3 protein-coding genes are annotated in these 15,846 nt (G+C 41.4%); all 3 read right to left on the reverse strand.

Translation table 11 applies throughout. The annotated features are described in order from the left end of the window. On the reverse strand, window positions 1–8,048 hold an 8,048-nt coding region (locus QM374_RS09945; RefSeq protein ID WP_414311641.1), incomplete at its 3' end, for an SIALI-17 repeat-containing surface protein. Between the two features lie 155 nt (window positions 8,049–8,203). Beyond that, window positions 8,204–15,142: a SpGH101 family endo-alpha-N-acetylgalactosaminidase gene (locus QM374_RS09950; RefSeq protein WP_414311642.1), complete on the reverse strand. Its 6,939-nt coding sequence runs from the start codon at window positions 15,140–15,142 to the stop codon at window positions 8,204–8,206. Between the two features lie 363 nt (window positions 15,143–15,505). Next, a partial coding sequence (locus QM374_RS09955; protein ID WP_414311643.1) for a transposase occupies window positions 15,506–15,846 on the reverse strand: 341 nt, incomplete at its 5' end.

Raw genomic sequence — 15,846 nt, forward strand, 5'->3', positions numbered from 1 at the left:
TCTACTACTGGTGCTGGCTCATCACCTGCTGTGCCAATAGCTTCAGTGTATTCTGGAACTTCTTGAACAGCTGCTTCGACTGCGTTAACGCCGCCTGTGTATTCTGGGACTTCTACTACTGGTGCTGGCTCATCACCTGCTGTGCCAATAGCTTCAGTGTATTCTGGAACTTCTTGAACAGCTGCTTCGACTGCGTTAACGCCGCCTGTGTATTCTGGGACTTCTACTACTGGTGCTGCTTCATCACCTGCTGTGCCAATAGCTTCAGTGTATTCTGGAACTTCTTGAACAGCTGCTTCAACACCATTTACGCCACCAGTAAATTCTGGGACTTCTACTACTGGTGCTGGCTCATCACCCTTACTTGTAGTTGGAGCTGGTTTCTCTGGTTCTTCTGGCAGTTCTTGGTGGAAGGTCGTCATTTCGTAGAACTCTGGTTTGCCACCTTCCCAAACGAGTTTGACATCCAATAATGGAGATTTTTCTCTGACAGCAAATGTTTGGAAGCTTGAGGTAATTGCTCCTAGTTCTGACCAAGCATCTGCTTTATCCTCTTTCAGAGTACGAGCAAGCACACGAGCTTTCACTCCTTGTGGAAGACTTGAAACAAGGCGAATATGGTTAGCGTTTGTTGGTTCTGACAAGTGGTAAACAAGCTCACCTTGTTCTTTCTCAGCCTTGTAGCTTGTCAAGACTTTGCCATCCACAAGGTTAGTGTAAAGGTTGCCTTGGCTTTCACCGCTGTTTCCTTCAACAGTTGGGTCATTGATTGGTTTCACGAATTCACCATCATTGATAACCAACTCAGTGAAGCCTACAAAACGAGCATCATAGTCTGCTGTAAATAGAACACGGAGATAGTTGGCTTTAACTGGACTTGAAAGTTCACCCTCGATATAGCGATTTCCTGGCATCTTAGAATCATGTGTCCATCCATCTGTCAAGGAATCATCACGTGTTTCATTAGCAAGACCGTCACCAACTGTCACAACATCCGTCCAAGTCTTACCATCTTGACTGACTTGAATCTTACCATCACGGAGATAGTTTTGAGTGCCGTCTTGGATGTAAGCTCTAATCTTCTTGATGTCACGTTCGCTACCAAGTTTCAAGGTGATATGACCGTCTTTACGAGCATAGTCTGAAAACTCTACAAAGTTATTGTAAATACCATCGAACAACTGATCCAAGTTCTTGATCTTACGAACGTCATTTCGACCGTATGTTGGGTGGATTCCCATTGATGTAGAATCAAGTGTTGTTGGTTGAACTTCTTTTGTCTGAACAAGTAGAGATGTTGCTGTCACTGCTTGTTCTTGGCCAGTCTTATTAACCAAACGAACATAACGTACCAAGGACTTATCAGTCACTTGATTAGCTGGATACCATTCTTGGGCATTTGGAGAGTATTCCAAGTTGAGAGATGGATTTTCTGTACCAAGTGCTTGAATGCTTTCAGCTTGATGTAGACGATCAAGTTTCATACCCAAGTAACTATTAGCTGGAAGCTTAGTTCCGCTTGGAATTTGCAGGTCATAACGGCCTAGGCTGTCATAAACTGGAGTTGACTTCAAGCTTTCAACATTTGTATCCGTCAATTCGCTATTGCCTGCACGTGTTTCAACTGAGAAGTCAGCGATACGCCACCATAGGTTGATGTTCTTAGTATTGCGTACACGAACGTAGCGAGCTGAAATTGGAGTTTCGATTTCTTTCGTTTGTTCACCAGCCAAGCGATCCAATTCTTGCCATGAGCTACCATCTGCAGAATATTCAAGAACACCTTCTGCCAATTTATCTCCTGATCCTTGAACCAAACGAACCTTGGTCACAGGTTTAACTTCACCCAAGTCAAGTTGTACCCAACCATTGACTGGAGTTGTGTCTGTTCTATCAGCATTTGCAAGCATGGCTTCAGTATTATCACGTCCGTCTGTAATCTGACCAACTGTTGTGTTGTACTTGTACATAAGATTTGGACTGATAGTCACAGTAGCTGACTGTTTAGCACGAGTAACTTCCACAGGACGGTTCACAGCAATTTCTCTTACCGCAAACCAAGTGTTTCCACGATCTGAAGTTGCAATCATACGAACAGCTTTGGCGTTGATGTTGAGGTTTTCAAATTTAAGCAGAGGCTCATTACCAGTGTAGCTTGGTTCTGAAAGTGTTACCCACTCATCATTTTCATTGAGGTATTCAACCTTAGCGTTGTTGAAGGTATCACGAGGATTTGCTTGAGTGCCCATTGCAAAGGTCAAGTTTTGAACTGGAACAGCCTTGTTAAATTTCAAGCCAATGTAGTCACCAGTTTGAATGCTGTTTGGTGATTTGATCAAAGCATGTGTTCCCAAATCTCCGTCCGTTACTTCAGCTAATCCACCTTCTACACCTGTACGATTTGTGATAAAGGTACTAATAACTTGGTCAGGATGCAAGGCTTTTTGAACTTCTGTTGCGAGGATTTCACGAAGGCCAAGCAAGAATGGACGGATGTGTTGAACACCCAACTCAGCTCTTTCATCATGGTCTACATAGTGGAAGGTATAGGTTTGAGACTGTTCATAGAGTTTCAAGCCCTTATAGTAACTATCCCAAAGTTTTGCAGAATCGTTCTTTTCGATAGCTTCTGTACCATCAAGAAGAGCACTCAAGGCGTCCATTTGGTCAATAGTATTATCCAACCAGTAGTGGATTTGAGCACGCATCTTTTCATCACCAGATGCTTTATAAAGTTGAGCTGCTGCTTTAAGTTTTGCAAATTCTGCACGCAAGCCTTCACGCTCTGCACCGACATCTTGACCAGCTTTCAACTTAGACATAAAGGCATCTAATTTCGGTGCAAGTTCAACAGACTCTTCCAATTTCACAACACGACCATCCATGTTTTGGTTGATCATATGTTTACCAAGCTCACGGAAGGCAAGAGATGTTTCACTATCTGTAAACTTACCGTTTTCAACAAAGTTGAAGGCGATGTCATTTACTTTCTTAGCTTCTTCTTCTGATTTCCATTGTTTCCATGCATATTGGGCTGCAGAGAAGAGGGCAATCTTCGATGGCTCAGATTGTTGCATTGGGTTCAACATGATACCTGAAAGGAGACTAGTATCCACATTTGGATGAAGGAATTTCTCACCGCCACCCAAAATCAAGTGTTGTTTAGAGTTATCTGTACATGGCCAGTTAATCCATAGGGAAACTGGACGGTAGGTCTTACCACCTGCAGTCAAGTTGTTCTTAAGGTTAGAAAGGAAGTTTTCTGATACTTCACCCCAAATCTTACCACCAGTAAGGGTCATAGAAGTTGAACTTGGAAGGTTTTCGTTGAGTGATTTCAACTCATCTTCACGTCCATTACCCCAATATTGACCTGGAACGAAAATCATTTCCTTACGAAGACCAACATAAGTTGCTTGTTTTTCAGTCAACCAGTCTGTCATGTCCTTCATCAAGCGGTTGTAGCTATTGTAGCCACCAACTGGACTTGGAGCGTCATCAGCTAGGATACCGAACTCACGAACACCGACATCCATCAATTGAGTGAATTTAGCTTTAATAGTTTCAAGGTCTTTTTGGTAGTCAGCATCGTTGCCAAAACGGATACGGTTGTTCATGAATGGGTGGATGGTCCAAACATAACGAGTCTTGTTTTGGTTTCCAACACGCGCTAATTCACGAATTTCAGCTAATTTTTCTTCTGGATAAAGTTCACGCCATTTCTTGTTGTGGTATGGATCGTCTTTTGGTGCAAAGAAGTATTGAGTCAACTTCAAGTCACCACCATAGCGCATCAATTCAGCACGATCAGCATTGCTCCAAGGGTTACCATAGTATCCTTCGATAAAGCCACGGTTCTTAATTTCAGCAAAGTCTTCAACTGTTACATTACGCAAGACTGGAGCTTCACTTTCATTAAGCATGTGTTTGAGAGTTGTCAAACCGTAGAAGACAGCATCTGTATCCTTACCGACGATAGAGATTGTATTGTTCTTGATAGACAAGGCATAGGCATCAATCTTATCAAAGAGTCCTTGAGAAATGCCAGACACTTCTTTTTCAGCCTGTGAATTTTGACCATGAACACCAAGGTAAATGTTGGTAGCACCTGCCACTGCTGTTTGACTGCTTGTGTAGGAGATTTGATGATCTTGTAGGACACTCTTCAAGCGGTTACGAGTATAGATATCTAATTGATCGCCCATGACAAGATTGACTTGTTTATGGAGTTTCGTAACACCTTCATCGTAAGTTACTTTTTGTGGTGTTGGGAAGACCTTGTACTCTTTCTTGAGATAATCCTGACTTTGGGCTGCTGCGGCAACTGCTTCGTCACTTGTAGGTTTCGTAGCTACAAAGCTATCAGCAAGCTCAGTTGTACCATCGCCCATTTCCTCAACTTTAGGTTTTTCTGGAGTTTCAGGTTTTTCTGGTGTCACAGGTTTCTCTGGACTAACTGGCTCTTCTACCTTGTTAGTAGAAACTGGTTTCAGAAGTTGAATTTCTGCAGCACTACCAAATCCACGCACACCTTCTAGAACTTTAAATTCTACCTTATCGGTTTCAATGGCATCAAAGTTAACTGTTTTCTCTTTGGCATTGTTTTCCCAAGTTCCTGAAGCAACTTTAACCATTTGACCATCTTTTTGAGCATAGATTTCATAAGAGGTCACGACACCATTGCCTCCACCTGGACGTGGAAGATAAGTCAAGCCATTCACTGTTTCAGCTGCTTTCAAGTTCATTGCCACTGTAAATGGAGCCTGATGACCAGACCATTTTGAATGCCAGAAGGTATTTGGATCATTGTCAAAGGCTTTTTCGACTGGACCTTCTGCATTGGTTCCTGGCAATTCCTGACTAGTTGCAGAAACTGTAAAATGATCATTTGGAATCAAACGTGGATTTACAAATGCTTCATTTGACAACTCAGCACTATGCAAGATTCCTTTAAAGCCACCGATTGTTTCAAGTGGAAGTACCAAGCTATTATGAGCCAAACGTGGATTAGCTGGATTTGCAATCCGTTCAACCTTTTCACCGTCCACATAAACTTCTGTCACTTGAGGTTTGGTTACGACAGAAATTTGATAACGTTTGTTCTTTTCAAGTTTCTTGTTAAATTGAATATGGAATTGTTCAAATTTATAGGCAAGGTAGCCATCTTTGTCCGCAAGATAGAGTTGATTGTTTCCACTTGTTGAGAAGGTTTGCTCGCCATCACCAGTCACTGTCACATCCAATTTCAAGACATGACTTGGTCCAGCATCACCAACTAGGCCTTCGATAGTGCTATCTTTTTCGAAGTTCAAACCTGCTTCAGTCTTCTGTACTTTCTTAGCAAGATAATCTTTGACAGTCTCAGGATTAATCTTGAACAAGTCTTCTTCAGCTACGGTCTTATCTGGGTTAGATTGTGGTGCATAGACACTTGCTGGTTGGACACGTTCTGCGTATGTCTTGGCTGCACGATCTGAACCCCAAGTGCGTTCTGCAGTTGATTGCATACTCTTGAAGAAACGTTTAAAGATATCGTAAGAAGTGAGTCCAGTTTCATGGAGGTCAATATTATCATTCCATACTGCATGACCACCACCAAGGATATTTGGATTAGAGGCTTCTAGACGTGGTCCTCCACCTGTTGAGAAATCATTTGGTGTCCAGCGATTGTATTGAGTTTCATAGTTGGCATAATCTCCATATCCACCTTGACTATTGCTTCCACTTGGAACACTATAGGTTGGAATATCTGTGATATTGATAATCTTAGCACCTTGAGCAATTGCAGCCGCTGGACGTTGCCAATGGATACTCCAGATATCAACTTCTACATCTTTCCAATCTACAGGTGTAGTTCCTTGTTTGGCACTGAGGGAACCCCAAATACGCGGTGTCAAACCTTTGCCTTTGATGTACTGGATCATATCGTTGACATAGCGACGATAGCTTTCTGGATTTCCATAATACTCATCTGTACCGATATGAACTGTAGATACGCCATGGAGAGGTGCGTCTTCACCATCGAGCAATTTATCATAGACTGATTTGACAAAAGCAAGTGTCTCTTCGTACTTGTTATCCAAATCTAGCATAGCCACGCGCTCTACATTATGTTTTCTCGCACTAAGCTGACCTTTATACATCAAGTCTGGACGAACTTTAACGAATGAAAGGGCGTGACCTGGTGTATCAATTTCAGGAACAAGGTTGATATGCAAAGCTTTGGCCAACTTGATGATTTCTTGCATTTCTTCCTTGGTGTAATGCTCGTCAGATGTTAATTTTTCACCATTTTCACCAACAACATCAGTCTCTACACGGAAGCCTGTCTTAGCTTTTTTGAGGACATAGTCTAGTTCTTCATCTTGAGAAAGATTTTTACCAGCCAAGTGATCTTTTAAGAAGATATAGTTATCATTCAAGTGCAACTGAAGATCGTTCATCTTGTAGTAAGCCATGTTGAGCATGATATCTACAAGTGTATCATAAGGAATAAACTTACGACCTGTATCTAGCATAAAGCCACGGTGGCTGAAGCTTGGAAAGTCACGGATTTCTCCGTTTTGCAAATCATTTTCGCCCATTTGTAGAAGAGTACGAGTTGCGTAAAAGGCTCCTGCGTTGGTTGCAGCTTCTACAGTGATAACACTATCTTTTACAGTGATACCATAGCCTTCTTTACCATAACCCTTGTCTTCAACCTTTTTAAATTCGATCCGTTTTTGAACTGTTTGATCACCTGTAGCGATTTCTAACCCACGACTTTCAAGGTCGGTCTGATAGAATTTAGCTTCTTGACCAAATCCAGAATCTCCGACTGAAATAACAGTATCAGCTGTAATAGAAGTCTTGCCTTCAGTTCCATACCATTGTTGAACTGCTGGAGCAACTGCTGGTTTAGTGCCAACGCCTTCGTCTGTATGCAAGCCTTTAATGACTACTTCAAATTCTTTTGTGAAGGTATGAGTATCCTTGACTTGTTGGACCATGACCTTAACAGTTTGATCTGTTAAGGGTTTGTAGATTTTGTTATTAAGATCAACAACTCCCTGTTTGTTGCTACCAATCAAGCTGACTTGACCTGGTAATTTAGGCAAGATAAGTGATTTCCCATCTTCAGCAACAGCTAATTCTGTCACTTGGCGAATATCTGTTGGTTTGCTAGCGTCTGGAATGTTTGAGTAGGCACGAATTTCTTGAATCCCAACATTTTTCCAGTTCATTGTACCAGCTTGATAATCTGTAATTTCAAGTTTGAGGTATTTAGCTTGGATAGCTTCTTTCAAGTCAATTTTTTCATCAAGAAGAGGATTCCCTGTTCTTTGATAAGCCAACTTCCATTCTTTAACTCCTGAACCATTCACATCATCCTGGCCAGCGTAATAGAGGTTCCATGACTTGATATTTGGATCATTTTGTTCACCACGAACGCGGCGGTCCCAATCAATCTCAACATGCTTAATCACTGTTGTCTTTTCAAGTGTAAATTCGATGGTTGGTTTTTCAACATTTTGATCAGTAGCCCAGCGAGTATCAGGTTTTCCGTCAATTGCCTTTTCTGCTGTGTATTGTGTGTTGGCTTCATGGTTTGATGCTGTAGCAGAAGCTTTTTCTAAATGATTGACATCTGGTGTATCTACTATATCTTTAGTCGCAGGACTTGCAGCTGGTTTCGCCTCAGAAGCTGCTTCCTCTTTAGGATTTGTAGCTGGTTTTGAAGCTACTTCTTCCTTAGGAGCAGGAGTTTCAGTTGGTTTTGGAGTAGTTGTTTCAGCTGCAGTTGCTTCCGTTTCTGACGCTGCAGGTTGACCATCTACAGTTCCAGCACTTGCTTCTGCTTTTTCAATAGCTGCTGCTATATCTGCTGGCAGTTTATCCAGAGGCTGAGCTTGTGTTACCGTACCTTCTGTCTCTGCAGGTCCTTCTGTTTCAGCAGCCTGAACCGCACCAGCACCAAAAATGCTAGCACCAATCATAACAGAAGCTGCGCCGATTGTAAATTTACGTATACTGTAATGACACCGTTTCTCAAAAAAACGTTTTCCCATTTTTTCCTATTTCCTTTCATACGCCTACAAGGAGTAAGCGCTCTCATTCCCCTTTAGAAAAAGAGAGGACCTAGAGGGTCCTCTCTGGGTTTTCTTTTTCTCCACGACAATGATTGTGGAGTCTAAGCTCTCTTTTAATGAAAACTTTTTATTTTTTAATCTTCTTTTCTCTTTGCAAGAAATAGAGCAGACATTGCTAGACTGAGGCTGGCAAGGAAGAATAGATGCTCTGACTTGCTAGTACCAGTTTCTGGAAGTTTATCCTTCGCTTCTTGTTTAGCTACTACTTCCTTCATTTCTGATTTAGCAGTATCATCTGATTTCTGATCGAGTTTTTGTACTGTTGCATTCTGTGGTTTATGATCCAGTTTCTCTGTTGATGGAGTCTGTACTTGACCTCCAGGTTCCTCAGTTAATGGAGTTTGTGGTTTATGACCTGGTTCTCCTACTGATGGCGTTTGTGGTTTAGAAACTTGTTTATAAACTACTGCAAAATGTCCTAGCTGACTAGTTGTAAACTCAACTGTACCTTGACCATTTGTAAAGCTTACTGCCTCACCTGATGCAGTGTAGTATACTCCAGCTACTTCACTAGAAACCGGAAGTCGAACAAGCACTACACCCTTCGCTTGAACCTCATGCTTATCTTTATCAACTAAATGAAGAGCATAAGCATCAAATTTCACACCTTGTAGACTTTGGTCTGTTACTTTTTGAACTTTAAGATTAAGATCTGTAGCCAAATCTCTTGCTAGTCCTGCAACTACAACTCCTGTAGTCTTATCTGACAAGACACGAACACCTTCAGTTGGTTTTTCCACAGTAGGTGCGGCTTGATCACCTGCTGTTCCAATCGCACCTGTATACTCTGGTACTTCATGGACAGCGGCTTCAGCTCCATTTACACCTCCAGTAAATTCTGGAACTTCGTGGATAGCTACTTCATTTCCTGCGGTTCCCTCAACTTCATTGTATTCTGGAACTTCATGAACAGCGGCTTCAGCTGCGTTCACACCACCAGTAAACTCTGGTACTTCATGGATTGCGGCTTCAACACCATTTACACCACCTGTGAATTCTGGGAGGTCAACAACTGGTGCTGCTTCATCACCCTTGCTTGAAGTTGGAGTTTCAGGTTTAGGTTCTGGAGTTGGTTCTGGATCTGGAGTTGGAGTAGGTGTTTGGTCTTTCAATTGGTCGAGATAATTTGCAAAGTACTCAAGCATTCTATTTGTCAAGAGATGATTATCTGTTGCAAATTTCATGCTGGCAACAACACTTGCTACTTCCTCTTGATTACTCTTATCAGTCAATTTTTGAGCTTTTGCCAAGGCTGCTTCATAGGCTGTAGTATCAAGACCAGTTTCAGCAACCTGTGGACGAGCGAAGACCAATTCTGCAGCAGATTGATATTGGTTTTCAGTATCACCATAGGTTCTTGTTCCAGTTAGAACAATCTTTTTAGCCTTGATAGTCTTACCAAAGTCAATATCTTTTGGTTTATTATTGTTAGCCCAATTGGTTGCATTGAAGGTATGTTCCTTACCTGTTTCATCAGTAACCACAAGAGTGACATCTCTCAAGTTACCATTTGATCCTGAACCACGTGGAACGTAACGGAAGCCAGTAATTTCAGTTGCTTCCTTCAAGACCATAGTTGCAGGTTTACCAACATCTCCTCCGCTCCATGATGTATGCCATAGACTTGACACGTTGCTATCAAAGGCATTTTCAAGACCTTCACCAGCCTGAGCAGGAGCTGTAAGACTTGCAAAGTCATCTGCTACAAGAGCTGTTTTCTTCATCACTAAAGCGTCTTTAAGAGCATTGACCTTAGCAATTTCAGACTTAGCTTCTTCTACACTGATATCATCGTCTGCTTGGCTGAGGTTGAAGACTGCTTCTTTCAAAGCATCCATACTTTCTTTGGTGTAGTTGGTCATAGCAACAGTTGGAAGATAGTTCTTGACAGCATTTTCTGTCATCATCTTACCAGTCAAGACAATTTCTTCGATTTGAAGTCTGTCCATGATGAAGTCATTGTACCCACGGAAGTTAGCATTACCACCAGAGTCTCCGCGAGTATTGCTTGCATTTCCTGTAGAGTAGATACCTACCCATGTATCGCCAGTTTCTGCACCTGTCACGAGGAAGGTTGCACGTTTCGCTTTATTAGAATCTGTCCAAGTATTTGCCAATTCATGCATTTCCAAATTACCTGCTTGTCCAGATTGGAATTCTCCCTTACCGACTACAAAGGCATAAGTACTGTCAGATCCAGCTTCATAGTCAAATGTAATACGGTAGGTCTTGCCTGCTTCAAAGCGGAAGTTTTGTGGAATTGTTTGGTAAACCAAGTTACGACGACTTACGAGACCATTTGTCTTGAGTGACCAATTTCCTTCGATAACGTCATCAACTTTCTTGCCATTCCAATCACGTTGCGTATATGGCCCATGTTTTTCAGACAAGTGAGTACGGTTATCTTCAACACCTTCGATTCCACCGATGACAAATGGGAAGATACCTTGGCCAACATTTTCAAAGTCTTGTTTGAAGACGCCTGTTGCAGTATCGTGACCGTCCCCGTACATATTTGATTCATTTTCAAAGGTACGAATTTCATCGAAGTAAGTTGCTTCATCGCCTGCTTCACGACTCAAGGTCAAGGTTACATTTGATACATCTGAACCTGTTGTGAAGAAAGCATACATATTTTGGAAGTAACTTGTGTTATCAACTGTTGCATTGCTTCGACGAGTATTGTGAGCATAGGCTTTTACATAGTTAAGTGCTAGTGACTTGTTAGTGTAGTTGGTTACTTCTTTTTCACCAGTATTAACAGTAATACTTGCTTTAGCATTACTACGGTTGTCGACACCGACATAAACTGCGTATTTAGTATTTGGCTTCAAGCCAGTCAATTTTTGAGTGAGACTAACTTTTTCTTTATTGCCTTGGATGCGGAGCATTTGGTTTGCACCTTGAGACTTCACGATTTCAGCCTTAGAAGCATCTCCTGAAATCTTCCAATGATCCAAAGATTCACTGTTAAATCCTTGGTCATAGATGTGCATTCCTTCACTCCATGACATTTCTGGATTTGTTTGTTTAGAACGATAGAGAACATATGGCTGATTTGCAGTGAGATCAAGGGTAATCTTACCGTCTTTCACGGCAACTTCTTTTTCCTCAGTCTTACCTTGGTCAGTTAGTTTATAAAGGTAAACCTTGCCATTTGCCCAGTCGCTAGGAAGTGTCCAAGTTGTTGCACCTGCTTCAGTATTGAAGTAGTACATTTTTTCCTTGTCACTTTCAAGCTTGTTACCATTTGCATCCCAGTTCCAAGGTGTCAAATAGGCTGAACCATCTTGAATCACACGATCGTTAAGCGTAACAATTCGTTCACGATATTGTGGACTGTTGACATCATTAGATTTACGAGTTACCACAACCTTGTTATTTGCAGCATCGACCAACTCGACTTTCATTTCTGGAGTCCATTTATAGGTACTACCATTGTCAGTCATGGTTACTGGTTTGCCATCTTCCCATTTGCTGACTGTGAAGTGTTGGAAGTACTTAGTCATAACGTCATGAGCAAACAAGTTTGTTACATAACCGTTATAATCACTACGTCCTTGCCATCCTTCGAAGTCCTTCATGCTATAACCGCCTAGAAGTGGGTAGTCAGCTGCACCACCATAACTTCTGTAGTCACCAACCCAAGAGTCTTTTTGGTGGTTACGGATAAAACGAGTGATGGCACTGTTAATACCTTTATTTGTATAGCCACCATAGGTCAAGTCAGCTGCCCAGTGTTGGAAGGTAGAATCATATTCACCACCATGGCCCCACTCAATAGCAAAGCGCCAACCTTGTTTGTTAATTTCTTTCGCAATAACGTGAGTTGCCCAGGCACCGTTGTCACCTGATTGACCGTTCCCCCAAACGTCGACGTAGATGAAGTCTAGACCTTCACCCAACTCTTTCTTCAACTCTTCCCAACGAGCTAGACGCCCATGAGCGAGGTCATAACCAGCATCAATATTGATACCTTGGTCAAGCCAGTTCCAACCGTAACTGTAGCTACCATCCGCATTTTTACGAAGAATATCTTCATTAAAGTATTTAGACTCTGGATATGTTTCTGAAGCATTAACGTGGATACCGAGGTGGGCACCATATTTCTTAGCTTTCTCAATAAGAGTCTTAAAGTCTTCAACACCACCGATACGTTTACCGATGTCTGCATAGTTCAAGTGGCCAGAGTCATGTCCTTCACTTCCGTATCCCTTAAGAAGTACACCTTGGCCAAGACCATCGGTATTGAGGTTAATCTTCTTGATACCATCCAAGGTCATGAGGAATGGGTTTTGCGCTTGTGAACCAAAGTTCATAGCGATACGGTAAGCAGTAATGTCTTTAACTTTTTCCCAACCTTGAGGGTTGTTCATGATGCTACGGTAAGCGATAGCTCCATCCTGCCAGTCAACCTTATGGTCAGCATTGGCATCTTCCGTGATGACAACTTTTGCACTTGGAAGCTCTTGAGTGTAGGCTGGGAAGACAACTCCATTGTGGGCTTTTTCCCATTGCCATTCAGAGCTATGAATTTCCACGTAGTTAGCATTGCCAATCGTGTTCTTATAAGCTGTCAAACGTGTCCAGTCGTAAGAACCACCACCGTAGCTATTTTGTGAGTTACTCCATACACCAGCAGCGAGTTTATCTGTTGAAACAAATCCGTACATGTAGCCTTTGGCTAATTCTTTCATTGGATTTGTTACTTCGATATGGTCATCACCACTGACGTGAGTATTGTTTGACATGGTTGCCCCATCAAACTTAGCTCCTGCTTGATCGCTTGAAACAGATACTAAGGCATTTCCTAGGAAGCTGATTGAAGAAAGTAATTTACGTTCGTCATCAATCTTTTGTCCTGGTGTAACTTGGTTATGGTTGACAATCTTAGTCACATCAAAGTGAAGTTGGTTGTCCACCACTTGCAAACGAACGGTCATATCTGCATTGATGAGATTTTCCTCATCACGGAGTTTCATTTCATACTCAGCAGTCGTTGCGTTGACTTTTTTATAGGTAACTTCAGGAGTCACAGCGTGCTTGTTAATCACAACTTGATTAATCGGTTGCACTTGACCTGGAAGCTTGTTGCCATTTAGGACGTACTCTTTAATACGTGGGAAGGCTTGGTCGATGACTGCTTTCAATACTGTAGATTCGATAGTGTCGTACTTGACATTGCTATCGTCTACTGTATCACCTTTTTCTTTTTCAGCAGCCTCTTGGTCGTTTTTCACGCCTTCTTGGTCATCTGTTTTAACATTTACAATGGTTCTCTCACTGCTATAGCTTCCAGCCTTAAGAACGATTTTCTTCTCATCTTTGAGCTTGTCATTTACAGCAGATGGTAAGGTAAGTGTGTCAAAAAGTTTGACATCATTGTTTGTTGCGTTAAGTTGTCCATCTGATTTAAGGCTGATGGTCAAGTGGTTGGTTGAGCCATTAACAGGAGCTGCAACACGTCCACCTTGGTACCAAAGTCCACTTCCATTTGACTTGTATTCCCAGAACCATCCACCTTGGTCGTAACCTACAAAAACGTTGTTATCGGTGTCTTTAAATTTCATGAAGACACCAAAGCGAGATTTACCTGTTTCAGATTCTTCTTTAAAGGTCAAATCAACTGTGGCATTTCCATTAGCATCGACTGTCAAACCATCTTTTTCAAACAAGGCTGGTTTCTTACCATTGTCATTTTGAGCAGTTGAAGCTAGTTGGTTGTAACGAACTCCATTTTCTTCACGGATTGTTACTGTTCCCTGTTGGTCTTTATTTTCAACCGTTTTCCATTCTGGAGTAACTTCTTTTGATTCAGTCGGTTTATTTTCTGCTGGTGTTTCTTCTTTTGGCTTATCTTCCTTAGGTTTATCCTCTTTTGGTTTTTCTTCCTTGTCCTCAACTTGTTTATCGAGAGCATCTAGACCAGCTGGTTTCGTTGTTTCAATACCCTTGATGTAGTTTTGAATCCACTCTAGCTGAGCAGGTGAGAAGAGAATACCTCCACTACGTTTACCAGATACACCATTTTGGTGGATACCAATCAATTTCCCATTTTCATCGAAAATGCCGCCACCACTGGCACCTGGTTCACTTCCTTGATAGCTAATTCCACGAACACCTTCTCCGTGATTGTTAATAGCTTCAACAGTGGTATTCAAAATCGGATCTAGCTCGCCTTTTGGATAACCAAAAACATGCACCTTATCTCCCACCTTAATTGTAGATGGTTTATCCAAAACTTCAACTGGAGCATTTGCAAGTGGACTGCGAAGTTTGACAATGGCTAAGTCATTTTTATAACCTTTTAGGAAACCTTCACGATCCCAGTGTTTCACATCATTCTTACTGAATTTGACGTCCGGTGCCCCTTTGTAAGAAACTGTATAAACATCGTCATCACTTTCAACATTATCAGCTACTTTACGATTATTGCCATCTGGAACATCTTTGATAAAGTTATGAGAAACAGACAAAACGAGATTTTCCCCGATAACGATACCACTACCAAGCCCTGCAGCACTTTTAATTTCGACAGTCGCACCGTAGTTTAATACCCCATTTTTTGTTTTAGCAACATCTTCTGGGACTAAGCTTTTATCTTCTTTTTCTAGTTCTTCTTTTGAGGCAGTGCGGCCATTTTCTTCAGCCTTATCAAGTTTTCCACGTAGTTCTTCAGGAAGAGTATCTGAAGCTGCTGAGCTTGTTGCAGTTGCAGTTTCTTTTTCTTTTGCCAGCAATTCTTCTTCAGTCTTTGGTCCTTCAGTTACTTCAGGAGAACCCTGATCTTCACCAGGTTTTGGTGCTTCAAAGTCATGCCCATCATCCTCTTTAGCATTGGCAAGAGCTGCCGCCAAATCAGCTGGCATATTCGCTGTTGAACCTGTTTGTGCAGAATCTGCGAGAACAGTGCTAGTTCCAAAGAAAGCTGCACCAATCATAACAGAAGCAACTCCTAATGAAAATTTCCGAATACTATATTTGCAACGTTTTTCAAATAATCCTTTATCCATCGGTTTTTTTGTTCCTTTCAGTTTACCAAGTAAGCGTTTGCATTTTGTTTTAAAAAAATATCCTCCTCAATTTTTAAACACTTCTGAATAAACATATAATTTTTTCTATACTAATTTAATATATCAAAAACAGCTTAAAAAATCAATAGTTTAATAGGTAAAGCTAGTAAAAGTAAAATCCATTTATTGGGCAAGTCTGAAACGATTTTCAGATGGCCTTATTTCTAAAGAAATCGCTATAAAAAAGGAAACTCTATCTAAAAAGTTAGACCAATTTTGACGAGCCCACTGAAAAAGTAACTCTCTTACTTTTAATAAAATAAAAACCGAGGAACCACTCATCGATTTGAGCGAAATCCTCGGTTATTTTTTATTTATTAAGGTCATAATTCGTTTCATATTGACCACAAAGATGCTTGTGGCTGCCTGTAACTCCATGTTGAAAAGACCCGATGCCCTTGCAACATCAAAGCCATGTCTCTGTTTTAGTTCGGCATTCTTCGATTCGATTTTATAGCGATGTCTGGCCATTTCTTTAAAATAAGGTGTTTCCTGAAATTTCTTCTGGAAAAGATGATCGTTACTCTTAATGGTTATTGAATAAGTTTTAGACTTTGCACCCTCCTTATAACACCCTTCCTTGGAAAGGCAACTCTTGCACTTCTCAATGTCAAAGTAATGAGTGACAACTTGATTCTTATTTT

Origin of the sequence: Streptococcus infantis (assembly GCF_047465525.1) — a bacterium.
Taxonomy (GTDB): Bacteria; Bacillota; Bacilli; order Lactobacillales; family Streptococcaceae; genus Streptococcus; species Streptococcus infantis_R.